Origin of the sequence: Aeromicrobium sp. S22 (genome assembly GCF_009661045.1) — a bacterium.
Lineage (GTDB): Bacteria > Actinomycetota > Actinomycetes > Propionibacteriales > Nocardioidaceae > Aeromicrobium > Aeromicrobium yanjiei.
The window spans coordinates 1,253,917-1,276,798 of sequence record NZ_WJWV01000001.1 but is presented as its reverse complement, the minus strand read 5'-3'; the positions used below and the strand labels follow the sequence as shown (position 1 = coordinate 1,276,798).

The 22,882-nt window shown below is 70.8% G+C and carries 16 protein-coding genes; 5 read left to right on the top strand and 11 right to left on the bottom strand.

Annotation, left to right across the window (positions count from 1 at the left end; genetic code table 11):
- Window positions 1-4 precede the first annotated feature (4 nt).
- Window positions 5-1,177 (bottom strand): hypothetical protein, encoded by a 1,173-nt coding sequence (locus GEV27_RS17550; protein WP_194944141.1) that lies wholly within the window; start codon window positions 1,175-1,177, stop codon window positions 5-7.
- Window positions 1,178-1,369: 192 nt separating this feature from the next.
- Between GEV27_RS17550 and GEV27_RS06295 the strand changes: the two genes are divergently transcribed.
- Genes GEV27_RS06295 through GEV27_RS06280 form a run of 4 tightly spaced genes read left to right on the top strand, consistent with a single transcriptional unit; the run spans window position 1,370 to window position 5,151 of the window.
- Window positions 1,370-2,716, top strand: a complete 1,347-nt coding sequence (locus tag GEV27_RS06295) for a glycosyltransferase family 4 protein (protein ID WP_228764923.1) — start codon at window positions 1,370-1,372, stop codon at window positions 2,714-2,716.
- Window position 2,717: 1 nt separating this feature from the next.
- Window positions 2,718-3,431, top strand: a complete 714-nt coding sequence (locus GEV27_RS06290; protein ID WP_153933711.1) for a bifunctional 2-polyprenyl-6-hydroxyphenol methylase/3-demethylubiquinol 3-O-methyltransferase UbiG — start codon at window positions 2,718-2,720, stop codon at window positions 3,429-3,431.
- Between the two features lie 5 nt (window positions 3,432-3,436).
- Window positions 3,437-4,504 carry a prenyltransferase gene (locus GEV27_RS06285; RefSeq protein WP_153933710.1) on the top strand — a complete coding sequence of 356 codons (1,068 nt, stop codon included), beginning with the start codon at window positions 3,437-3,439 and terminating at the stop codon, window positions 4,502-4,504.
- On the top strand, window positions 4,486-5,151 hold the full coding sequence (locus tag GEV27_RS06280; RefSeq protein ID WP_309222075.1) for a class I SAM-dependent methyltransferase: 666 nt from the start codon (window positions 4,486-4,488) through the stop codon (window positions 5,149-5,151). The genes GEV27_RS06285 and GEV27_RS06280 overlap by 19 nt, the downstream gene beginning before the upstream one ends.
- 147 nt (window positions 5,152-5,298) lie before the next feature.
- Here GEV27_RS06280 and glgB read toward each other — a convergent pair whose 3' ends face one another.
- The 7 genes from glgB to GEV27_RS06245 form a co-directional block, all read right to left on the bottom strand.
- Window positions 5,299-7,215, bottom strand: coding sequence for a 1,4-alpha-glucan branching protein GlgB (gene glgB, locus GEV27_RS06275; protein WP_153653428.1), 1,917 nt, complete (start codon window positions 7,213-7,215; stop codon window positions 5,299-5,301).
- The gene (locus GEV27_RS06270) at window positions 7,212-8,618 is read right to left on the bottom strand and encodes a phosphotransferase (RefSeq protein WP_153910343.1); all 1,407 of its coding nucleotides are present in this window, start codon (window positions 8,616-8,618) and stop codon (window positions 7,212-7,214) included. The genes glgB and GEV27_RS06270 overlap by 4 nt, the downstream gene beginning before the upstream one ends.
- On the bottom strand, window positions 8,615-10,447 hold the full coding sequence (treS, locus tag GEV27_RS06265) for a maltose alpha-D-glucosyltransferase (protein WP_309222074.1): 1,833 nt from the start codon (window positions 10,445-10,447) through the stop codon (window positions 8,615-8,617). The genes GEV27_RS06270 and treS overlap by 4 nt, the downstream gene beginning before the upstream one ends.
- Before the next feature lies 1 nt (window position 10,448).
- A complete protein-coding gene (locus GEV27_RS06260) occupies window positions 10,449-12,413 on the bottom strand; it encodes an alpha-1,4-glucan--maltose-1-phosphate maltosyltransferase (RefSeq protein ID WP_153933709.1) in 1,965 nt (654 codons plus the stop codon).
- 77 nt (window positions 12,414-12,490) lie between these two features.
- The gene (locus GEV27_RS06255) at window positions 12,491-13,168 is read right to left on the bottom strand and encodes an alpha/beta fold hydrolase (protein ID WP_153910341.1); all 678 of its coding nucleotides are present in this window, start codon (window positions 13,166-13,168) and stop codon (window positions 12,491-12,493) included.
- Window positions 13,169-13,238: 70 nt separating this feature from the next.
- Window positions 13,239-15,365, bottom strand: a complete 2,127-nt coding sequence (gene glgX, locus GEV27_RS06250; RefSeq protein WP_153933708.1) for a glycogen debranching protein GlgX — start codon at window positions 15,363-15,365, stop codon at window positions 13,239-13,241.
- A 41-nt stretch (window positions 15,366-15,406) separates the two neighbouring features.
- Window positions 15,407-15,904 carry a hypothetical protein gene (locus GEV27_RS06245; protein WP_153910339.1) on the bottom strand — a complete coding sequence of 166 codons (498 nt, stop codon included), beginning with the start codon at window positions 15,902-15,904 and terminating at the stop codon, window positions 15,407-15,409.
- Between the two features lie 139 nt (window positions 15,905-16,043).
- On the opposite strand from GEV27_RS06245, the gene GEV27_RS06240 reads away from it, so the two are divergent.
- The gene (locus tag GEV27_RS06240; protein ID WP_153933707.1) at window positions 16,044-16,742 is read left to right on the top strand and encodes a hypothetical protein; all 699 of its coding nucleotides are present in this window, start codon (window positions 16,044-16,046) and stop codon (window positions 16,740-16,742) included.
- Window positions 16,743-16,854: 112 nt separating this feature from the next.
- Here the strand turns inward: GEV27_RS06240 and treZ are convergent, their stop codons facing one another.
- Genes treZ through glgX (GEV27_RS06225) form a run of 3 tightly spaced genes read right to left on the bottom strand, consistent with a single transcriptional unit; the run spans window position 16,855 to window position 22,876 of the window.
- The gene (gene treZ / locus GEV27_RS06235; protein WP_309222073.1) at window positions 16,855-18,486 is read right to left on the bottom strand and encodes a malto-oligosyltrehalose trehalohydrolase; all 1,632 of its coding nucleotides are present in this window, start codon (window positions 18,484-18,486) and stop codon (window positions 16,855-16,857) included.
- Window positions 18,483-20,771: a malto-oligosyltrehalose synthase gene (gene treY / locus GEV27_RS06230; RefSeq protein ID WP_153933706.1), complete on the bottom strand. Its 2,289-nt coding sequence runs from the start codon at window positions 20,769-20,771 to the stop codon at window positions 18,483-18,485. The genes treZ and treY overlap by 4 nt, the downstream gene beginning before the upstream one ends.
- Window positions 20,768-22,876, bottom strand: a complete 2,109-nt coding sequence (gene glgX / locus GEV27_RS06225; RefSeq protein ID WP_153653444.1) for a glycogen debranching protein GlgX — start codon at window positions 22,874-22,876, stop codon at window positions 20,768-20,770. Before glgX (GEV27_RS06225) ends, treY begins: the two co-directional genes overlap by 4 nt.
- Window positions 22,877-22,882: the final 6 nt, after the last annotated feature.

Here is a 22,882-nt window from a genome sequence, read left to right as displayed (position 1 = left end):
TGCGTCACGTGCGTCGGACGACTCTTTTTTTGATCGGGGGGGCGAGTGCCCCGGTCTCGTCGCTCACCTCCGCGGGCAGCTGCGCGCCGGTCTCGTCCGGAGCCGTCGAGCGGACGTCGGCCAGCGCGCGGTTGGCAATCACGATGTGCTCCTGGGCCAGTCGATCGGCCTCGGCCTCTGCGGCGGCGAGCCACTCCAGCGCGGTGCGCTCGGCCTGCTGCAGCTTCTCCGCGGCCGCCTCCTTCGCGGCGCGGATGGTGTCGGCGGCGACGGTTTCGGCCTCCGCGGTGAGCGCAGCGGCCTCCTGCTTGGCCCGGGTGAGCAGCGCGAATGCCTCCTCGCGGTCGGCGGCCGCCTGGGCCAGGAGCTGCTCGGCCTCGGCGTGTGCGGCGTCGATCCGCCGCTGCGCGTCCTGCTCCGCCTCGGCCTTGGCCGCGGCGACGCGCTCGTCCGCGAGCGCCTGCATCTCGGCGATCCGGGACTCGGCGGCCTCACGCTGGGCGGACTCGTTCGCGCTCAGGCGGGCGGCGGCCTCGGCACGCTCGCGACTCGCCTCCTCCATCAGCCGGGCGGCCTCACCGCGCGCCGCGGCGACGCGCTGCTGGGCCGCGGCGCTGGCGGCCGCGAGCTTCTCGGCGAAGGTGATCGGGCCCGACGACCCTCCGACCGGCTCCGGGTCGGCCACCGGGCTCGGCTCGGCGACCGGCTCGGGCTCCGCGACGGGCTCGGGCTCGGCCACGGGCTCCGGCTCGGCCACGGGCTCCGGCGCCGCAACCGGCTCGGGCTCCGCGACGGGCTCCGGCTCCGCGACGGGCTCGGTGTTGACGATGGTCTCGACGAGGGGTTCCTCCACGACGATCGGCTCAGGCTGCGTGTCCTGTGCCGGGGCCTGGTCGTCCTGCGGGACGACGGCCTCGCGGGCGGCGTCGAGCTTCCTGGCCAGGCTCTTCTCGGCGGCCGACTGCTCACGCTCGCTCGTCGAGCCACGCACGGCCTGGCGCTTCTCGGCTGCGAGTGCCCTGGCAGCGGCGCGCTGGTCACGACGTTTGTCGGCGGCGGCCTGGCGGGCCGCCCGGGCGGCGGCGCGACGGGCGCGCGGGCTGTCGTCATCCCCCGCGAGCTGGGCGTCATCGGCCAGGCCACGCCCGGCCTGCTCATTCGACTCCACGTCGCTCATGACTCTTCCCTCTCTGCGGCACAGCATCTCTACACCGCCGATGTCACATCGGGTCAGTATGCCCCATCCGGGACTCCCACACCCTGGTTGTGGACTCCGCTCCCGGGCCTGAGCGACGAGTCGTCGGGGCCGGTTGCGGGGACATCCACATCAACGACCGAGCGTCAAGAAGGTCCCGCACGACATCCGCTGATGTTTGCCGACTGCGCACCGCTGATGCCGAGGTGGCCGGCACCCGGCATGATGGTCGTCTACCGACAAGTAACCGAGGAGGCCCGGGTGCGGATCGCGCTGCTGTCGTACCGGAGCAAGGAGCACTGCGGTGGACAGGGTGTCTACGTCCGCCACCTGAGCCAGGGTCTTGTCGATCTCGGCCACGAGGTCGAGGTGTTCTCCGGTCAGCCCTACCCCGAGGGCCTGGACCCCCGGGTCCGTCTCACGAAGGTCCCGAGCATGGACTTCTTCCGTGAGCCCGACCCCTTCCGCACACCGCGGCCGAGCGAGTTCAGCAGCGCGACCGACGTGCTGGAGTACGCGCTGACGCTCACGGGCTGCTTCGCGGAGCCGCTCACGTTCACGCTGCGCGCCGCCAAGATCCTCAAGCACCGGGCCGACGAGTTCGACATCGTGCACGACAACCAGAGCCTCGGCTACGGACTGCTCGCGCTCATGCGCCGCGGTGTCCCGCTCGCGGCGACCGTGCACCATCCCATCAGCCGTGACCGCAAGGTCGACATGGCCGCCGCGACCACGTGGCGGCGCAGGCTCTCGGTCTCGCGGTGGTACGGATTCGTGCCGATGCAGGCGCGCGTCGCCCGCCGCATCCCGATCGTGCTGGCCGTCGCAGGGGCGTCGGCTGCCGACTCGGTCTCGGACTTCGATCTCGATCCCGCGCAGATGCGCATCGTCCCGCTCGGCGTCGACACCGAGCTCTTCTCGCCGTCGGCCGAGCGGGTGCCGGGGCGGATCGTCGCGATCGCCAGTGCAGACCGACCGCTCAAGGGCGTCGTGCACCTGCTCGACGCGGTCGCCAAGCTACGCACCGACCACGACGTCGAGCTGCAGCTGGTCTCGCACCTCGAGCCGGGCGGCCCGACCGCGCGCCGCATCGCCGACCTCGGCCTCGAGGACGTGGTCCACGTCGCGAGCGGGCTCAGCGACGAGGAGCTCGCAGACCTGCTCGCCTCCGCCGAGATCATGTGCGTGCCGTCGTTGTACGAGGGCTTCTCCCTGCCCACCGTCGAGGCCATGTCGTGCGGCACCCCCGTGGTGGCCAGCCGCGCCGGCGCGCTGCCCGAGGTGGTCGGCACGGACGGCGAGGCCGGTGCGAGCGAGTGCGCCGTGCTCGTCGAGCCCGGAGACGCCGAGGCCCTGGCCGCGGCGATGCGCGATCTGCTCGACTCCCCCGAGACCCGGGCACGCCTGGGGGCGGCGGGCCGCCGCCGCGCGCTCGAACGCTACAGCTGGACGTCGGTCGCCCAGGCCACCGTCGCCGCCTACACCGAGGCCATCACGGCCGCCCGCACCCCGAGGACCTGACATGCTGACCGTTGACTTCGACCGACTCCGCGTCGGCCGCCGCACCCGCTTCATCGACGTCGGCGCCGGCGCCGGTCGGCACTCGTACGAGGCCCTCCGCCGCGGTGCCGACGTGATCGCGTACGACATGGACGAGGTCGAGCTCAAGGGCGTCGACGGCATGTTCGGCGCGATGCAGGAGGTCGGCGAGGTCCCGCCCGGCGGTACCGGCCAGGTCAAGGTCGGCGACATCCTCGACATGCCCTATGAGGACGGCACGTTCGACGTGGTCCTCGCGTCGGAGATCCTCGAGCACGTCCCGCAGGACGAGCGCGCGATCGCCGAGCTCGTCCGCATCCTCGCGCCCGGCGGGATCCTCGCGATCACGGTGCCGCGCTGGCTGCCCGAGCGCATCTGCTGGGCTCTGTCGGATGAGTACCACGCCAACGAGGGAGGTCACATCCGCATCTTCAAGGCGGACGCGCTGCAGGCGCAGGTCGAGGCGCACGGACTCCAGCTCACCCACCGCGAGCACGCCCACGCCCTGCACGCCCCCTACTGGTGGCTCAAGTGCGCGGTCGGCGTCAACCGTGACCAGCACCCGGCCGTCCGGGCGTACCACCAGCTGCTGGTGTGGGACATGATGAAGGCCCCGGTGGCGACCCGTCTGGCCGAGAAGGCGCTGAACCCGCTCATCGGCAAGTCGGTCGCGCTCTACTTCCACAAGCCGTTCTGAGCCGCATGAGCCCGGCCGCCTCCGTCCCCTTCGTCCCGGGCGTCCTGTCCGTCGCCCAGGTCGAGCAGACCGCGGACGCGCTGGTCGCGACGCAGCTGCCCTCCGGGGCGATCCCGTGGTTCACCGGCGGGCACACCGATCCGTGGGACCACGTGCAGGGGGCGATGGCGCTCAGCGCCGCCGGCCGGATCGACGAGGCGGTGCGGGCGTACGAGTGGTCGCGCCGGTCGCAGCGCGAGGACGGCTCGTGGGCGATCAAGTACGTGGACGACACGATCGAGGACGCCAACACCGACTCCAACTTCTGCGCGTATCTCGCGACCGGCGTCTGGCACCACTGGCGGGTCACCGGCGACCGCGCGTTCGTCGAGACGATGTGGCCGACGGTCGAGCGCGGACTCGACGTCGTGCTGACGATGCAGCGGCCCGACGGCGCCGTCGCCTGGGCCTCGTCCCGCGGCGTCGCGCTGGACGAGGCGCTGGTGACGGGCAATGCGAGCATCCACCTCAGCCTGCGCTGCGGGCTCGCGCTCGCCGACGTCGTGGGCGAGAGCCGCCCTCACTGGGAGCTGGCCGCGGCCCGCCTGCGGCACGCCCTCGACGAGCACCCGGAGCACTTCACCGCCAAGCCCGCCCACGCGATGGACTGGTACTACCCGGTGCTCGGCGGAGCGCTGGATCCCACCGCCGCCGCCGCACGGATCGACGACCGCTGGGACGAGTTCGTGGTGGACGGTCTCGGCTCCCGCTGCGTGTCGACCAATCCGTGGGTCACCGGCGCCGAGACGTGCGAGCTCGTGCTCGCCCTCGACGTCCTCGGCCGCCCGGATGCCGCCCGCACCCAGCTCGCCGCGATGCAGCACCTGCGCGAGCACGACGGCTCCTACTGGACCGGCCTGGTCTACGACGACGACGTGCGGTGGCCGGTCGAGCGCACGACGTGGACCGCTGCGACAGTGATCCTCGCTGCCGACGCGCTCACCCGCACGACCGCAGCCAATGGACTGTTCCGCGGCGAGGACCTCCCCCGCTGCGACTGGAAGGTGGACGCCCCGTGCCCGGCAGCGACGTGAACCCGACGTTCCCCGACGAGCTCGCGCGGCTCGTCGCCGCCACCAAGGGCTTCATGCCCGAGGACGAGGGTCTGGCGCTGCACGCCGCAGCACTGGACTACTGCGCGGGAGGCGTCTCGGTCGAGATCGGCACCTACTGCGGCAAGTCCACGATCTACCTCGGTCATGCGGCGTCCGTGCGTGACTCGGCCGTCGTCTCGATCGACCACCACCGCGGGTCCGAGGAGCAGCAGCCCGGCTGGGAGTACCACGACGAGTCGACCGTGGACCCCGAGCTGGGGCTCATGGACACCCTGCCCTTCGCCCGCCGCGCGATCGCGTCGGCCAGCCTCGAGGACGTCGTCGTGCTGATGGTCGGCCGGTCCCCTCTCATCGCGCGATGGTGGGAGACGCCTGTCGATTTGGTGTTCATCGACGGCGGGCACACCGACGAGGCGGCGCAGGCCGATCTGCGTGGCTGGGCCCCGCGCGTACGCCTCGGGGGCGCCCTCGTGATCCACGACGTCTTCCCGGATCCCGCAGACGGCGGCCAGGCCCCCTATCGCATCTATCGCGAGGCCCTCGACAGCGGCGAGTTCGTCGAGAAGTCCGTGACCGGCTCCCTGCGGGTCCTGCAGCGCGTGGTGCTGTCCCCCCACATCCACTGACCACCCGCCGACGAGTCACGTACGGATGGCGACGAGTCACGTACGACACGCGAGGAGTCACGTACGGGATCCGTACGTGACTCCTCAACGTCCGTGCGTGACTCCTCAGCGTCCGTGCGTGACTCGTCAGCGTCCGTGCGTGACTCGTCAGCGGCTGTCGGGGGTGAGCCAGACGACTCCTGCGGGCGGGAGCTGGACGACTGCGGAGCTCGCGAAGCCGTGCATGGGCACGTCCTCGGCCTCGACCGAGCCGAGATTGCCCACGCCCGACCCGCCGTAGATCTCGCTGTCGGTGTTGAGCACCTCGCGCCACGTGCCCGCCACGGGCAGGCCGATGCGGTAGTCCACGTGCGGTGAGCCGGAGAAGTTGGCCAGGCAGGCCAGCTGCGACCCGTCCGAGCCGATGCGCAGGAAGCCGATCACGTTGCCCGCGACATCGCTCGCGTCGATCCACCTGAATCCCTCGGGCCGGCTGTCCGCGGAGTACAGCGCGGGTGCCGAGCGGTAGAACGTGTTGAGATCGCTCACGAGGTGCAGGATGCCCGAGTGCAGCGGGGCCTGCAGCTGCTGCCACTCCAGCGAGCCCGACTCGGCCCACTCGTTCTCCTGGCCGAACTCGCCGCCCATGAACAACATCTGCTTGCCCGGGTGCGCCCACATGAACGCCAGCAGGCCCCGGACACCGGCGGCCTTGTTCCAGTCGTCGCCGGGCATCCGCTGCCACAGGGACCCCTTGCCGTGCACGACCTCGTCGTGGGACAACGGCAGGACGAAGTGCTCGCTCCACGCGTAGTCGATCGAGAACGTCATCTCTCCGTGGTGGTACGACCGGTGCACGGGCTCGTTGCCGAGGTACGACAAGGTGTCGTGCATCCAGCCCATGTTCCACTTGAAGCCGAAGCCGAGACCGCCGTCGCTGGTCGGGCTGGTGACGCCCGGCCACGCGGTCGACTCCTCAGCGATCATCAGCGCGCCAGGGTGGTGCTTGTAGACCGTCGCGTTGAGCTCCTGCAGCAGCTGGACCGCCTCGAGGTTCTCGCGACCGCCGTGCACGTTGGGGGCCCAGCCCCCGTCCTGGCGCGAGTAGTCGAGATAGAGCATCGAGGCGACCGCGTCCACGCGCAGGCCGTCGAGGTGGAACTCCTCGAGCCAGTACAGCGCACTCGCGACGAGGAAGTTGCGCACCTCGTGACGGCCGAAGTCGAAGACGTACGTGCCCCAGTCGGGCTGCTCGCCGCGCCGCGGGTCGGGGTGCTCGTAGAGGGCCGTGCCGTCGAAGCGGGCCAGCGCCCACTCGTCCTTGGGGAAATGCGCCGGGACCCAGTCCATGATGACGCCGAAGCCCCGCTGGTGGAGCTGGTCGACGAACCATCGGAAGTCGTCTGGTGAGCCGAATCGCGAGGTCGGCGCGAAGTAGGACGTGACCTGGTAGCCCCACGAGCCGCCGTAGGGGTGCTCGGTGACCGGCATCAGCTCGACGTGCGTGAAGCCGGTCTCGGTGAGGTAGTCGGCCAGCTCGTCCGCGAGCTCGCGGTAGTCCAGGCCGGGTCGCCACGAGCCCAGGTGCATCTCGTAGATGCTGATCGGGGCGTCCAGCCATCGGGTGGCGTCCCGCTCCGCGATCCAGGCGGAGTCCCGCCACTCGTGGCGGGACTGGGTCACGATCGACGCGGTCGCGGGCGGCACCTCGGTGCCGAACGCCAGCGGGTCGGCCTTCTCGTGCCACTGCTCGTCGGGGCCGAGGATGCGGTACTTGTACGCCGATCCGTGCCCGACGCCGGGCACGAACAGGTCCCACACGCCGGAGTCGCCGAGCGAACGCATCGCGTGGCCCATGCCGTCCCAGTAGTTGAAGTCGCCCACGACCTCGACCGCGCGCGCGTTGGGTGCCCAGACCGCGAACGTCGTCCCCGTCACGGGACCGTCGGCGCCCTCGTACGACCGCACGTGCGCACCGAGCACCTCCCAGAGGCGCTCGTGGCGACCCTCGCGGATCAGGTGGAGGTCCAGCTCGCCGACAGCCGGCGGCCAGACGTTGGTCACAGCGTCCGAGGAATTGGTCATGAGGTCCCCTCATCGGTCATCAGGCGGGCGATGGACGACAGCGGCACCGTCAGCCAGTCGGGACGGTTGGCGTGCTCGTAGCCGACCTCGTAGACGGCCTTGTCCAGCTCGAGCGCCCGCAGCAGATCGGACTGGTCACGTGGATCGCGACCCGCGACCCGCGCATAGCCGTCGCAAAACGCGTCTCGGTTGCGGGTCGACCAGGCCATCGCCCGCTCGGTGTCGTTGGGGTCCTCCGGCTGACCGACCAGCAGCTGCTGGGCGGCGTAGTCGAACGAGCGCAGCATCCCGGCCACGTCGCGAAGCGTCGAGCGGAGCGCGGCGCGCTCGGCGAAGCTTGCGGCGGGCTCGCCCTCGAAGTCGAGCACCAGCCAGCCGTTGAGGGTGCGCAGCACCTGTCCGAGGTGCAGGTCGCCGTGGACGTACTGCACGGGCACCGCACCGGAGATCTGGGCGACCTTCTCGAACGCGGTGCGCAGCCGTGGCACGTACGGCACGAGCTCCGGCACGGAGGCCGCGACCCGGTCGAGCCGGGCGAGCATCGCCTGCACGGTGCGGTCCAGGTCGTCCTGGTCGCCGTCCTCGACACCGAGCGCCCGGGCCAGGTCCGCATGGACCGTCGCGATCGCGGCGCCGAGCCGAGCGGCCTCGCCGGCGAAGTCCCCGCCGAGCTCCTCGGGCGGCAGGCCCTCGGCCATGTAGTCGCGCACGCTGGTCGTCGCCATGACCCAGCCGTCGACCGCGTCGGGCATGAAGCGCTGGAGCATGCCGATCGTCGTCGGCCCGCCGTCGAGCTCACCACTGATGGAGCCGAGCGGCTCGGCGATGTGCCGGCAGCCGACCTCGCGCAGCGCCCGGTGCAGCATCAGGTCCTGGTTGACGCCGGGCGTGAGCTTGCGGAACAGCTTGAGGATGTACTGATTGCCGTACACGAGCGAGGTGTTGCTCTGCTCGGACGTGATCGGGTGGGCGCGCAGCCCGGTCGCGAGCTCGGCGTCCGGCTCGTGCTCGAAGGTCAGACCGTCGACGACCTTGCCCTCGGACATGAAGTCGAGCAGGCAGGACGTCAGGTCGGCGTCGCCGCTGGCCTCGTAACAGGTCAGCCCGCTCTCGAGCCCGATGGACGCGGAGTGCGGGACGTCGGGCAGCTCGGCCTGTCGGCTGCCGATGAGCAGCTGATAGGCCTCGCGCCGGTCACCCTGCTCGACCTCGACCACGACGTGCAGCAGCAGCGGATCGCCGTCGAGCAGCGTGCTCCACGACAGTGGACGCACCGCCGAGATCGGCCGGTCCTTGCCGGCGAACCACCGCTGGCTGGGCAGCCACGCGGCCACCTCGTCCGTCAGCTGGGCGACCAGCTCCCCGTGCTCGCGCACGCCGGGACTGTCCAACGGTCCGCTCATGTCATGCTCCTTCGTTCGCCCTCGTCGCCCAGCTCGGACAGCTGGAACCAGTAGAAGCCGTGCCCCGGCAGGGTGAGCAGGTACGGCAGCTCACCGATGCGCGGGAACCGCACGCTGCCGGTCAGCTCGACCGGGATCGCGCCCTCGTGGTCGCCGAGCTCGAGCTCGACCGGCTGCGGGAAGCGCGAGAGGTTGTTGACGCACAGGACGACGTCCTGCTCGCCGTCCGGCCGGGTCCACACACGCTTGTAGGCCAGCACGCTCGGGTTGGAGCCGCCGAGGTCGACGAACTCCCCCTCGCCGAACGCCCGGTGCTGCTTGCGGACCGCGATCATGCGCCGGGTCCAGTTCAGCAGCGATGCGGCGTTGGTCTGCTGGGCCTCGACGTTGATGGCCTCGTAGCCGTAGGTGGGGTCCATGATCGGCGGCAGGTAGATCCGGCCCGGGTCCGAGCGCGAGAAGCCCGCGTTGCGGTCAGGCGACCACTGCATCGGCGTCCGTACGGCGTCGCGGTCGCCGAGCCAGATGTTGTCGCCCATCCCGATCTCGTCGCCGTAGTAGAGCACCGGCGAGCCGGGCAGGCTCAGCAGCATCGCGGTGAACAGCTCGAGCTGGTTGCGGTCGTTGTCGAGCAACGGCGCCAGCCGCCGGCGGATGCCGATGTTGGCCTTCATCCGCGGATCGGTCGCGTACTCGGAGTACATGTAGTCGCGCTCCTCGTCCGTCACCATCTCGAGCGTCAGCTCGTCGTGGTTGCGCAGGAAGATGCCCCACTGCGTGCCGGTCGGGATCTCCGGCGTCTGCGCCAGGATCTCCGAGATCGGGAAGCGAGACTCCCGGCGCACAGCCATGAAGATGCGCGGCATGAGCGGGAAGTGGAACGCCATGTGGCACTCGTCGCCGCCGACCTCGGGGTTGCCGAAGTACTCCACGACGTCGGCCGGCCACTGGTTGGCCTCGGCCAGCAGGATGCGGCCGGGGTACTCCCGGTCGATCGTCTCGCGGGTGCGGCGCAGGTACTCGTGGGTCCGCGGGAGGTTCTCGCAGTTGGTGCCCTCCTCCTCGAACAGGTAGGGCACGGCGTCGAGCCGGAAGCCGTCGATGCCGAGGTCGAGCCAGAACCGCAGGACGTCCAGCATCGCCTCCTGGACGGCCTCGTTCTCGAAGTTGAGGTCGGGCTGGTGGCTGAAGAAACGGTGCCAGTAGAACTGCCCGCGCACGGGGTCGTACGTCCAGTTGGACGACTCGGTGTCGACGAAGATGACCCGGGCGTCGGGATACTGCGAGTCGTCGTCGCTCCAGACGTAGAAGTCGCCGTAGGGCCCCTCGGGGTCGTTGCGCGACTGCTGGAACCACGGGTGGGCGTCCGAGGTGTGGTTGAGCACCAGGTCGGTGATGACGCGGATGTCGCGCTTGTGGGCCTCCTCCAGGAGGTACACGAAGTCGTCGACCGTGCCGAACTCGGGCAGCACCGCCCGGAAGTCGCTGATGTCGTAGCCGCCGTCGCGCAGGGGCGAGGCGTAGAACGGCGGGAGCCACAGGCAGTCCACGCCGAGCCACTGCAGGTAGTCGAGCTTGCCCGCGAGGCCGCGCAGATCGCCGGTGCCGTCGCCGTTGGAGTCGGCGAACGCGCGCACCAGGACCTCGTAGAACACGGCGCGCTTGAACCAGTCGGGGTCGCTCGTCGCCTGCTCGGCGTGCTCGAAGTCGGCCGCCTGCGGCTCGACGAGAGTGCCGTCCTCGGCGATGTCCTCACCGGTGTGAGGGGTGTCCTCGAGGCCGCTCAGGGCAGCATCGGGGGCGGGGGTCGTCTTGACGTCGTCTTCCACGTCAGGCCTTTCTGGGTTGAATGCTGATGACGTGCGCGACGGCACGTACGGGATCGAGTCGCACGTAGTTGTCCACGCCCCAGTCGTACGTCTCGCCCGTGACCTCGTCGTGGGCGACCAAGCGGTCGTCCCACTCCAGGCCGAGGGTCGGGAGGTCGAGGTGGACAGTGCCTTGCTGGGGGCCGTGCGGGTCGAGGGTCACCACGACGACGACGGTGTCGCCGGTCGCGGGATCGGTCTTGGAGTACGCGACGAGGGCCTCGTTGTCGACGTCGTGGACGTGCAGGGTCCGCATCTGCTGGAGCGCCGGGTGGGCGCGGCGGATCTCGTTGAGCCGGGTGATCCACGGCTCGAGCGAGCGCCCCTCGGCCAGCGCCGCATCGAAGTCACGGGGACGCAGCTCGAACTTCTCGCTGTGCAGGTACTCCTCGCTACCGGGCTTCTGCGGCTCGTGCTCGTACAGCTCGAAGCCCGAGTAGACCCCCCAGGTCGGCGACAGCGTCGCCGCAAGGGCCGCCCGGATGGCGAACATCGCCGGGCCGCCCACCTGCAGGTGCACGGGCAGGATGTCGGGGGTGTTGACGAACAGGTTGGGCCGGGACTCGTCCCAGTGGTCGCGGATCTCGTTGGCGAACTCGACGATCTCGTGCTTGTCGTTGCGCCACGTGAAGTACGTGTAGCTCTGCGTGAAGCCAGCACGCCCCAGCCCGTAGAGACGAGCCGGGCGGGTGAAGGCCTCGGCGAGGAACAGGACGTCGGGGTGGGACTTCTTGACCGTGGAGATCAGCCAGGCCCAGAAGCTCGTCGGCTTGGTGTGCGGGTTGTCGACCCGGAAGATGCGGACGCCGCGCTCGACCCAGACCATCGTCACGCGCAGCATCTCGGCGTACGCGCCCTCGGGGTCGTTGTCGAAGTTGAGCGGATAGATGTCCTGGTACTTCTTGGGCGGGTTCTCCGCGAACGCGATCGTGCCGTCGGGCAGCACCGTGAAGAACTCGGGGTGCTGGGCGGCCCACGGGTGGTCCGGCGCCGCCTGCAGCGCGAGGTCGAGGGCAACCTCCAGCCCGAGCGCCGAGGCGCGCTTCATCAGCGCGTCGAAGTCCTTGAAGCTGCCGAGCTCGGGGTGGATCGCGTCGTGACCGCCCTCGGCGGCACCGATCGCCCACGGCGACCCGACATCGTCCGGGGTGGGGGTGAGCGTGTTGTCCTTGCCCTTGCGGTTGACCCGCCCGATCGGGTGGATCGGGGGGAAGTAGACGACGTCGAAGCCCATACGAGCGACCCGGTCGAGCGCCTTCGCCGTGGTGCGCAGGGTCCCGTGCCGCGGCCGGCCCGCCTTGTCCACGCCGCCAGTCGAGCGCGGGAACAGCTCGTACCAGGAGCCGAACGCCGCCCGGACGCGGTCGACCCAGATCGTGTTGGTGTCGCCCTGCGTCACGAGCTCACGGACCGGGTTGTCGTGCATCGCCCGCTGCACGTCGTCGCCGAGCGCGAGCGCGACCCGGTCGGCCACGTCGAGCCGGGTCGAGCGGAGCGCAGCGGCCGCGTCCTTCAACAGGGTGCTTCCACGGACGGCGCCGGCCTGCTGGTCGAGCAGGCGGGCACCGATCTCCAGGTCGTTGGACAGCTCGTCGGCGGACTGACCGGCCTCGACCTTCACGGACGCCGCGTGCGTCCACGTGGCCCACGGATCGCCCCACGCGTCGACGCGGAACGTCCACATGCCGACGGCGTCGGGCACGATCGTGGCGGCGAAGTGGTCGAGGCCCGTGCCGATCTCGACCATGCGGGTGGTCCGCTCGGTGCCGTCGGGCCCGGTCCACACGACCGTGGCGGCCACGGCGTCATGCCCCTCGCGCCAGACGGTTGCGGTCACCGGGACGTGCTCACCGACGACTGCCTTGGCGGGGTCCTTGCCGTCCCCGACGATCGGTTGGACGTCGTCGATGCCGAGTCGGCCAGTCATGCGGTCCCTTCCGTGGACTTCAGGTTCCCGAGCCCCGTACCCACCCTCGCACGCCCTACGCACGGCGCGGGCCCCGGTCAGATGTCGATCGGTGACTCGCCCTGGAACGCCCGGGCGACGACACCTTGGGGCGTACGGCCGGGCAGCAGCGCGTCGGCCGTGAAGGTCGCCGCGAGCCGGTCGAAGTCGGCGTGACGCCTCAGCATCGCGTGCTTGCCGCCGCTCACCCGCACGTACGACACGTCGGCCGTCCGGCCGAGCAGACGCGCCGCCGCAGCCGCGTTGGCCGGGGAGGCGATGCGGTCGTCCGTGCCGTGCGCGATCAGCACCCGCCGCCCGGTCAGGTCGATGCCGCCGTCGGCGGGGTAGACCCAGGGGTTGAGTGCCACGACGCTGCGCACCTCGGGGCGACCGGCCGCGAGGATGGCTGCGCGGCCGCCGAGCGAGTGGCCCACGAGCCCCACGGGCAGCTGGGAGCCGAAGCCCTCGCGCAGCTGGTCGATCGCCCAGTGCACGTCGTCGACCGGCGTGTGCCGGGTGTCCCAGCCGCGGGTCGAGTTGAGCAGGCGGTAGACCGCGAGCCTGCCGTCGGTGTGCGCGAGGCGCTTCGCGATCGGGACCATCCGCAGCACCGACAGCTGGGTCGGGCTGACCATCGGGTTGTCCCGGCGGCTCGCGCCCCCGTGCAGGACGAGGGCGACCGCCTCGGCGTGGCGGGGCTCGGACGTCGCGATGAGCCGGGGGCTGTTGGGCATGGCGCTTCTGTGCCCGGATCCGTGCGGCACGAAACGCCTCGAACCCGAGGCGTCGATCACGTCGCGGCGCTCAGATCGCCCGCGGCGCCTTGAGCAGCAGCAGCGAGCGCCCGACCATGGTCAGGCTGCTGCCGGCCGCGAGCGGCTCCTCGTCGGTGGGCGCACCGTCGGGCGACCGCGTGTCGAGCACCGGCTCGAACGTCTCGCCGAACTCGCGGTCGGGAAGGGTGACCTCGAGCGGCTCGGCTCCCGCGTGCATCAGCAGCAGCCAGGAGTGATCGGTCAGCAGCTCGCCCTCACGCGTGCGGGACTGGCTGTTCGACCCATCGATCCACATCCCGAGCGTGCGTCGCTCCGGATCCTGCCAGTCGTCGTCCTCCAGCTCCTGGCCGTCCGGTCGCAGCCAGATCAGGTCGGGCCGCCCCGAGGGGGTGGTCCGTCCGTCGAAGAACTCGGGCTGGCGCAGCGCCGGGCTGCTGGCCCGCAGGTGGATCACCCGCCGGGCGAAGGCCAGCATCTCCTCGGACCCCTCGGAGGGCGTCCAGTCAACCCACGAGGTGGGATCGTCGAGGCAGTACGCGTTGTTGTTCCCGCCCTGGGTGCGCCAGCGTTCGTCACCGGCCACGAACATCGGTGTGCCGGTCGAGAGCATCAGCGTCGCGAACATGTTGCGGGCCTGCCGCCGGCGCAGCGACACGATCGCGGGGTCGTCGGTCTCGCCCTCGACGCCGTGGTTCCAGGACCGGTTGTCGTTCGTGCCGTCGCGGTTGTCCTCGCCATTGGCCTCGTTGTGCTTGGCGTCGTACGACACGAGGTCACGCAGGGTGAACCCGTCGTGCGCGTCGACGAAGTTGATCGACTGCCACGGCCGCCGCAGGGTGTGGTCGTACAGGTCGGACGATCCCGACAGCCGGAACGCGAGGTCGTCGACCCCGGACGCTCCGCGCCAGAAGTCACGGACCGTGTCGCGGTAGATGCCGTTCCACTCGGCCCACTGCGCGCCGAAGTAGCCGACCTTGTAGCCCTCGCCCGTCGCGTCCCACGGCTCGGCGATGAGCTTGCAGCGTGCGAGGTCGGGATCCTGCGCGATCGCCGTGAGCATCGCGGAGCTGGCGTCGAACGGTCCCCCTCCGGGCCGGCCGAGCGTGCTCGCCAGGTCGAACCGGAAGCCGTCCACGCCGAGCTCGGTCGTCCAGTAGCGCAACGAGTCGGTGATGAGCCGGACCACCGTCGGGGAGCCGGCCTCCAGCGTGTTGCCACAGCCGGTGATATCGGCCATGTTGCCCTGCTCGTCGTGCAGGTAGTAGGCCGTCGCCTCGTAGCCGCGAAAGCTCAGCGTCGGCCCGTCGGGACCACCCTCGCAGGTGTGGTTGTAGACCACGTCGACGATGACCTCGATGCCGGCTGCGTGCATCGCCGCGACCATCGTGCGGAACTCCTCGACCTCCCGGCCGGGCTCGCTCGCGTAGCCCGCGTGGGGTGCGAAGTAGCCGAGCGGCGAGTAGCCCCAGTAGTTGTGGCGGCCCGCGCGCACGAGCGAGGGCTCGTCGGCGAATGCGTGCACCGGCAGCAGCTCGACGCTCGTGACACCCAGCCGGATCAGGTGGTCGATGACCGCGGGGTGGGCCAGGCCGAGATATGTGCCGCGCAGGTGCTCGGGGAGGTCGGGGTGCTGCTGGGTGAACCCCTTCACGTGCAGCTCGTAGATGACCGTCTCCTCGAACGGCACCTCGGGCTTGACGCCCGTGTCGGGGCCCCCGGGGCTGGTCACGACGCTGAGCGGGACGCTGCCGAGGGAGTCCACCACACTCGGCTCGGGCCCGTCCGGCTCGTCCGCGTAGCCGTAGGCGGCCTCCATGTCGGTCACCGTGCCGCTGATCCGGCGCGCGTAGGGGTCGACCAGGAGCTTGGCGGGGTTGCAGCGCAGTCCGGCCTCCGGGTCGTACGGCCCGTGGATGCGGAAGCCGTACTTCTGCCCGGGTGTCACCCCCGGCACCAGGCCGTGCCAGACGCCGAACGTGCGCTCGGTCAGCTCGATCCGTCGCTCGTGGAGGTCGTCATCGACCAGGCACACCTCGACGCGCTCGGCGACGGTGCTGGCGACCGCGAACCGGACGCCCCCCGCCTCCGGGTGCGCACCCAGAGGGAAGGGGCGACCGGCAAGCACCTGGACGTCGGACGTGGGGTGGGTGGCCATGCGTCCAGTCTCGCAGCGTCGCGGGTCCGACGGCGAAGGAGTCAGCCGGCGAGGGCCTTGGTGGCCTTCTTCTCGGCCTTGGTGGCCTTCTTCTCGGCCTTGGTCACCTTCTTCTGCGCCTTGCGGACCTTGCGGCTCTCGCCGGTGCCGTCAAGGAGCAGGCTCGAGCCGATGCCGAGCAGCCAGACGTCCTTGGCCAGGCCGGTGCCGTCCTGCGTGGGGCGGATGCCGTCGCGCATGCCAGGCGTCTTGGCGTACAGGCCGAGCAGGCTGCCCGAGAACGCGGTCAGCGCCAGGCCGACCTTGCGGGACGAGACGACCGGGGTGAGCAGGGCGGCGCCAAGCGCCATCTCGCCGACGGCCAGCGCCTTGACGAACGCAGGCGGCTGGACCTTGTTGACGACGGGGTAGGTGCCGGCAGCGAATCCGTGCAGCCCAGCAGCGGTGTCCTCGTCGGCGGCCCACTTCGTGAGGCCTGAGTTGAGGATGAACGCCCCGGCGGTGGCGCGAAGCGGGGCGTGGGACAGGCGGAACGACATGTGGGGACCTCCGAGATGGATGACGGCTCAATCTTTCGGTCCCCACCGTACGGGGTGAGGTGACGACGTGCGCGGCGACGACAGCTCCGTCCCTCGCCACGTCGACACCGTGTCACTGTTCACTCCCTAGAGTGCAGGCATGGGCATCGATCGTGCGACCCGAGGCGTGCTGGCCCTGCGCACCGTCCTGGCCCGTCTGCAGGACCGCAGCATCGCTCCCCCGGCGGCCACACGGACGCCGGCCCCCCGGACGCCCTTCGAGGCCGCCTCCGGGACGTACACGCAGCCCGACGCGACCACCTGCGGCTCGGCGGTCCTCGTGATGGCCGAGATGCTCGCCGACCCGGCCTACGCGACGTTCGTCGCGACCGGCCGCCACCCCGCCACCGGCAGGACGTCCCAGCTGTCCCCCGCTGAGCTGTTCCACGCCGAGTCCCTCGCGATGCACCGGCAGACCGGCCGCTGGCGGGACCGCGCCGGGAGGCTCCAGTCGCCCTGGATCAGCGCTCTCGGCACCTCACCCTGGGGACTGGCTCGGCAGCTGACCCTGGCCACCGCACACCCGCACCGCGTGGACCTCGTCGACCCGGGCCGACCCGGTGCCGCGTACGACCGCATCGTGGACGCCGTCCGGGCCGGCCACCCCGTCCCGCTCTATGTCGGCAACGCCTGGTCGCCGCGGCACGTCGTGCTCGTGACGACAGCCTCCACCGACGCGTTGAGGGTCTACGAGCCCGCGGCCGGCAGGGCGGTCACCGTGACCCGGTCCGCGTTCGAGCGCGGGGACGTCGCCCTCGCAGGCTGGCGCGTGCCCTGGCTCGCGGTGGTCCCGTCATGAGGACGTACCGAGCGGCGCAAGCCGAACCGCGACTGGCGCAGAAGTGGACGACACGCCGTCCCAGAACCTTCAGCTTGCGCCACTCGCGGGACGGGTGAAGGGCGGCGGGGCGCTACGCGGCGGACACCTCGTAGGTCTCGGCGGCGAAGTCGACCCGCACCTGCCACGGTCCCCGGTGCATCACGAGCCACGAGTCGTCGTCGGCGACCTCGACCCGGAAGCCGTCCAGCGACGGATCTGCGAGCTCGGGGTGCTCGCGCCTCAGCGCGATGAGCGACCGGTAGGTCTCCAGCACCTCGCGGTGTCCCGCGGACGTGGGCTCCGACCAGTCCAGCGTCGACCGCTCGACCGTCGCGGGGTCCATCGGATCGGGCACCTCGGACTCGCCCCACCCGTGCCGGCCGAACTCGCGGCGGCGTCCGGTGCGGACGGCCTCGGCGAGATCGGGATCGGGGAAGGAGGCGAAGAACTGCCAGGGGGTCGAGGCGGCCCACTCCTCCCCCATGAACAGCATCGGCGTGTAGGGGCCGAGCAGGACGATCGCGGCCGCGCAGGCCTGCAGGCCCGGCGAGATCGTCGCGGAGATGCGGTCGCCGGTCGACCGGTTGCCGATCTGGTCGTGGTTCTGCAGGTACGCGAGGAACGCCGTCCCGGGCACGGCTGCGGTGTCGACCGGACGCCCGTGCGTGCGCTCGCGGAACGACGACCAGGTGCCGTCGTGGAAGAACGCACCCCGCAGCGTCTTGGCCAGCGCGCCGGGGGCCGCGAAGTCGGCGTAGTAGCCGTCGGTCTCCCCCGTCACCCGCACGTGCAGCGCGTGGTGCAGGTCGTCGGACCACTGCGCGTCCATGCCGAGACCGTGCTCGGCGCGCGGCGTGACCGTGCGGGGGTCGTTGAGGTCGGACTCCGCGATCAGCGTGAGCGGCCGCCCCAGCCGCGCGGACATCTGCGCGGTCTCGGCCGACAGCTCCTCGAGGATCGGCAGCGCCCGGGTGTCGGCGAGCGCGTGCACCGCGTCGAGGCGCAGGCCGTCGACGTGGAAGTGCTCGAACCACGCCATCGCGTTGTCGAGCACGTAGCGGCGCACCTCGTCGGACTGCGGACCGTCGAGGTTGAGCCCCGGACCCCAGTCGTTCTGGCCCGCGAAGTAGGGGCCGAAGCGATCCAGGTAGGCACCCGACGGGCCGAGGTGGTTGTAGACCACGTCGAGCAGCACGCCCAGCCCGCGCGCGTGGCACGCGTCGACGAAGCGCTTGAAGCCGTCGGGTCCGCCGTAGGACTCCTGGACCGCCCCCCACAGCACGCCGTCGTAGCCCCAGCCGTGGGGACCGTCGAACGAGTTGACCGGCAGCACCTCGACCAGGTCGATGCCGAGGTCGACGAGGTGGTCGAGCCGCTCGATCGCGCTGTCGAACGTGCGGCCGGGCGTGAACGTGCCGATGTGCAGCTCGTAGATGACTGACCGCTCGAGCGCGCGGCCCTGCCACGCCTGGTCGGTCCACGCGAAGCGGGAGTGGTCGTACGCCCGCGAGGGCGCATGGACCCCCTGCGGCTGCCACGTCGAGCGCGGGTCGGGCAGGGGCGTCTCGTCGTCGCCCAGCACGAAGGCGTAGTCCGTGCCGTGGGGCACGTCGACGTCGACGGACCACCACCCGGACGCGTCGTCGCGGTGCATCTCGTGGTCGCTGTCCGCGACCCTCGCCCGCACCCGTTCGAGCTCCGGGCCCCACACGCTCACCGTCACGAGGCGTCTCCCTTCACCAGCAGCGCCGCCGGATAGCGGGCCAGGACGTCCGCGACCGCGACCTCACCGCCGTCGACCTCCGCGCCCGTGATGACATCGGTCCAGCGTCCCTCGGGCAGGGACAGCGAGGTCGTGTCCCATCCGCCGCGACGCTCCAGGCCGATCGGGAGCCTCGTCGCGACGGCGATCAGGTCAGCACTTCGCGCGAACGCGATCGCGTGCTCGGCCGCGGGTCCGCTCGCCCGGAGGGGCGTGTAGCCCGCAAACAGCTCGGGCCGGTCGCGGCGCAGCGTCAGCACGCGGTGCACCAAGAGCATCTTCGCGGCACCCGACAGGTCGAGGTCCGGCACGAGGCCCTCGCCGAACCGGTCGAGCAGCTCACGGCGCAGGTCGTAGTCGACCGCGCGCCGGTTGTCGGGATCCACGAGCGAGAAGTCCCACAGCTCGGTGCCCTGGTAGACGTCGGGGACCCCCGGTCCGGCGAGCTGGAGCAGCTTGGCGGACAACGAGTTGGACCAGCCCGCCGGCGTGATCCGATCGACGAAGGCCTGCACCTCGTCGCCCAGCTCTGCCCTGACCCGGGCCGGCCAGGCCGCGACGGCCTGCTCGAAGTCCTCATCGGGCTCGGTCCAGGTCGTGCGGAGCTTGGACTCCTTCGCGGCCTTGAGGAGATAGTCCGACAACCGCTCGTCGCTGATGGGCCAGGCCCCGACGAGCGTCTGCCACGCGAGCAGGTCGAGCGAGGGCTCGTCGATCCCGCACCGCTCGTGCCAGCCGGTGACCAGCTCGGCGAACTCGTCGGCCACCTCGGCGAGCACGGCCATGCGCGCGCGGGTGTCCTCCGAGCGCTTGGTGTCGTGCGTCGTCAGCGTCGTCATCGTCGCCGGGGCGTCCGCGTCGCGGGCGGCGGCGAGCCGATGGAAGTCCTCGACGTCGATCCCCCAGCGGTCCGGCGATCCGCCGACCTCGTTGAGCGCCGCGAACCGGGTGAACCGGTAGAACGTGGTGTCCTCGGTGCCCTTGGCCACGACCATGCCGGACGTCTGCTGGATGCGTGTCGCGAGCTCGCCGTCCGGATTGCCTCGGACCTGCTCGTCGAGGGCCGCCAGGGCGCCGGACAGATCGGGACGTCGCGCGGTCGCCCGATCGATCGCCCGGGACCACTCGTCGCCCGCCTCGGGGAGGTAGGAACGATAGACGCCGAACGCGATCATGGTCTCCGCGACCGCCTCGCGGGCAGCGTCGACCTCGACGTCCCGCAGGAGCCCGGCGATGCGGCGCACCTCCGCGACGAGGATCGAGTCGGTGATGAGTCGTCGCGCCTGCTCCTCGACCGCTGCGTAGTCGGTCGGCACGCCGAGGCGCTCGGCCAGCTGCGTGAGGACTGTCTCCCCCGCGGGGTCGAGCAGCACACCCGACACCTCGCCCAGTGCGTCGTACCCGGTCGTGCCGTCGACCGGCCACGACCCGGGCAGGCGTTCGCCCGGGTGCAGGATCTTCTCGATCACGATCCACGCATCGGGAGCCGCCTCGCGGAGCCGCTGGACGTACGCCGTGGGATCGGCGAGGCCGTCGGGGTGGTCGACCCGCAGGCCCGTCACGTCACCGTCGGCGACCCAGCGCAGCACCTCGCGGTGCACGTCGTCGAAGACGTCGGGACGCTCGACCGTCACCGCGGCCAAGGTCGTGACGTCGAAGAACCGTCGATAGCTGAGCTCGGTGTTGCCGCGGTGCCAGTCGACCAGCTCGTAGTGCTGGCGGTCGTGGACCTCCTGCGGCGTCCCCTCCGTCGACCCGCTGATCGGGAACCGGTGGTCGTAGTAGACGAGCTCGTCGCCCTCGACCGCGAGGGCCGCGACGTCCTCGGCCGAGCCGAGGACCGGGACGAGGATCCGCTCGCGTGACCAGTCGATGTCGAAGTGGTGCGCGAACGGCGACTCGGCGCCGTCCAGGAGCACCGACCACCACCACGGATTGGCCGAGGGCACCTCGACCGACATGTGGTTGGGCACGATGTCCACGACCAGGCCCATGCCGCCGGCGCGGGCGGCACCGGCCAGCGCGAGCCGGCCCTCCTCGCCGCCGAGCTCGGGCCGCGCCTTGGTGGGGTCGGTGACGTCGTAGCCGTGGGTCGAGCCCGGCGTCGCGTCGAGCACCGGGGAGAGATAGACCGCACCCACCCCCAGAGCCTCGAGGTAGCCCACGACCCGCTCGGCGTCACGGAAGCCGAACTCGGGGCGCAGCTGCAGGCGATAGGTCGACGACGGCGTCGATCGCGAGGTCATGAGGCGCGCTGCAGCACGACCAGCGACCGCGCAGCGAGGTTCATGGTGTCGCCCGCCGCGTGGATCTTCGACCCGACCTCGTCGACCGCTCCGGTCGCGGTGTCGATGACGACGCTCCAGCTGTCGCCGTACTCCCCGTCGGGCAGCACGAGCTCGATGTCCTCGTGGTGCGCGTTGAACGCCATGAGGAAGGAGTCGTCGGTGACCCGCATGCCCCGCTCGTCGCGGTCCGCGATCGAGTCGCCGTTGAGGAACACGACGATGGACTTGCCGAATGCGTCGTCCCAGTTCTGCTCCTTCATCTCCTCGCCGCTCGGCGTGAACCAGGCGATGTCGGCCAGCTCGTCGGCCTTGCGGATCGGCTTGCCCTGGAAGAAGCGACGACGGCGGAACGCGGGGTGCTGACGGCGGAACTGTGTCACCGCGGTGGTGAAGTCGAGCAGCTCACGCTCACCCTCGTCCAGCTCCCAGTCGACCCACGCGACCTCGTTGTCCTGGCAGTAGGCGTTGTTGTTGCCGCCCTGGGTCCGGCCCATCTCGTCGCCGTGCAGGATCATCGGGACGCCCTGCGACAGCAGCAGCGTGGCCATCAGGTTGCGGCGCTGGCGCCGGCGAAGGTCCAGGATCTGGGGATCGTCGGTCTCGCCCTCGACGCCGCAGTTCCACGAGCGGTTGTCGTCCGCGCCGTCGCGGCCGTCCTCGCCGTTCGCCTCGTTGTGCTTGTCGTTGTAGGACACGAGGTCGTTGAGCGTGAAGCCGTCGTGGGCGGTCACGAAGTTGATCGACGCGTACGGGCGCCGGCCGTTGTCCTGGTAGAGATCGGACGAGCCGGTGAGGCGCGACGCGAACTCGCCCAGCGTCGACGGCTCGCCGCGCCAGAAGTCGCGGACGGTGTCGCGGTAGAGCCCGTTCCACTCGGTCCACAGCGGCGGGAAGTTGCCGACCTGGTAGCCGCCCGGGCCCACGTCCCACGGCTCGGCGATGAGCTTGACCTGGCTGACCACCGGGTCCTGCTGCACGAGCTCGAAGAAGGTCGCGAGCTTGTCGACGTCGTAGAACTCGCGGGCCAGCGTGGCCGCGAGGTCGAAGCGGAATCCGTCCACGTGCATCTCGGTGACCCAGTAGCGCAGCGAGTCCATGATGAGCTGCAGCGTGTGGGGACTGCGGACGTTGAGCGAGTTGCCGGTGCCCGTGTAGTCCATGTAGAACGCCGGGTCGTCCTCGACCGTGCGGTAGTACGCGCAGTTGTCGATGCCACGCATCGAGAGCGTCGGACCGAGGTGGTTGCCCTCGGCGGTGTGGTTGTAGACCACGTCGAGCACGACCTCGATGCCCGCCTCGTGCAGCGTGCGCACCATGCCCTTGAACTCCTCGACCTGGCCGCCCGGCTGCGCGGCGTACGCGTCGTGCGGGGCGAAGAAGCCGATCGTGTTGTAGCCCCAGTAGTTGGTGAGGCCCTTCTCCGACAGGTAGTGGTCGGTCACGAACTGGTGCACCGGCAGCAGCTCGATCGCCGTGACGCCGAGATCCTTCAGGTGGTTGACGATCGAGGGGTGGGCGATGCCCGCGTACGTGCCGCGGAGCTCCGGCGGCAGATCGGGGTGGTTCATCGTCAGGCCCTTGACGTGCGCCTCGTAGATGACGCTCTCGTTGTACGGCGTCCGCGGCGGACGGTCGTTGGCCCAGTCGAAGAACGGGTTGACGACCAGCGAGTACGGGACGTGGCCGGCCGAGTCGGCGTCATTGCGCTGGTCGGGCTCGTCGAGGTCGTACGAGAACAGGGACGGATCCCAGTCGATCGTGCCCGTGACGGCCTTGGCATAGGGGTCCATGAGCAGCTTGTTGGGGTTGCACCGCAGGCCCTGCTCGGGGTCGTACGGGCCGTGCACGCGGTAGCCGTAGCGCTGTCCGGGGTTGACGCCCGGCAGGAACGCGTGGTGCACGAAGCCGTCGACCTCCTCGAGGCGGACCCGCGTCTCGGTCCCGCTCTCGTCGAACAGGCACAGCTCCACGAAGTCGGCGACCTCCGAGAACAGGGCGAAGTTGGTGCCGGTGCCGTCGTACGTGGCTCCCAGCGGTGATGCACTTCCGGGCCAGGGCTGCACAGGACT

Coding starts and splice junctions, on each gene's coding strand:
- GEV27_RS06285 (WP_153933710.1), top strand. CDS start 3,437: ATGAGCCCGGCCGCCTCCGTCCCCTTCGTCCCGGGCGTCCTGTCCGTC.
- GEV27_RS06270 (WP_153910343.1), bottom strand. CDS start 8,618: ATGAGCGGACCGTTGGACAGTCCCGGCGTGCGCGAGCACGGGGAGCTG.
- treY (WP_153933706.1), bottom strand. CDS start 20,771: ATGACCTCGCGATCGACGCCGTCGTCGACCTATCGCCTGCAGCTGCGC.
- GEV27_RS06260 (WP_153933709.1), bottom strand. CDS start 12,413: ATGACTGGCCGACTCGGCATCGACGACGTCCAACCGATCGTCGGGGAC.
- GEV27_RS06290 (WP_153933711.1), top strand. CDS start 2,718: ATGCTGACCGTTGACTTCGACCGACTCCGCGTCGGCCGCCGCACCCGC.
- GEV27_RS17550 (WP_194944141.1), bottom strand. CDS start 1,177: ATGAGCGACGTGGAGTCGAATGAGCAGGCCGGGCGTGGCCTGGCCGAT.
- glgX (WP_153933708.1), bottom strand. CDS start 15,365: ATGGCCACCCACCCCACGTCCGACGTCCAGGTGCTTGCCGGTCGCCCC.
- GEV27_RS06240 (WP_153933707.1), top strand. CDS start 16,044: ATGGGCATCGATCGTGCGACCCGAGGCGTGCTGGCCCTGCGCACCGTC.
- GEV27_RS06295 (WP_228764923.1), top strand. CDS start 1,370: ATGTTTGCCGACTGCGCACCGCTGATGCCGAGGTGGCCGGCACCCGGC.
- GEV27_RS06245 (WP_153910339.1), bottom strand. CDS start 15,904: ATGTCGTTCCGCCTGTCCCACGCCCCGCTTCGCGCCACCGCCGGGGCG.
- glgB (WP_153653428.1), bottom strand. CDS start 7,215: ATGACCAATTCCTCGGACGCTGTGACCAACGTCTGGCCGCCGGCTGTC.
- GEV27_RS06255 (WP_153910341.1), bottom strand. CDS start 13,168: ATGCCCAACAGCCCCCGGCTCATCGCGACGTCCGAGCCCCGCCACGCC.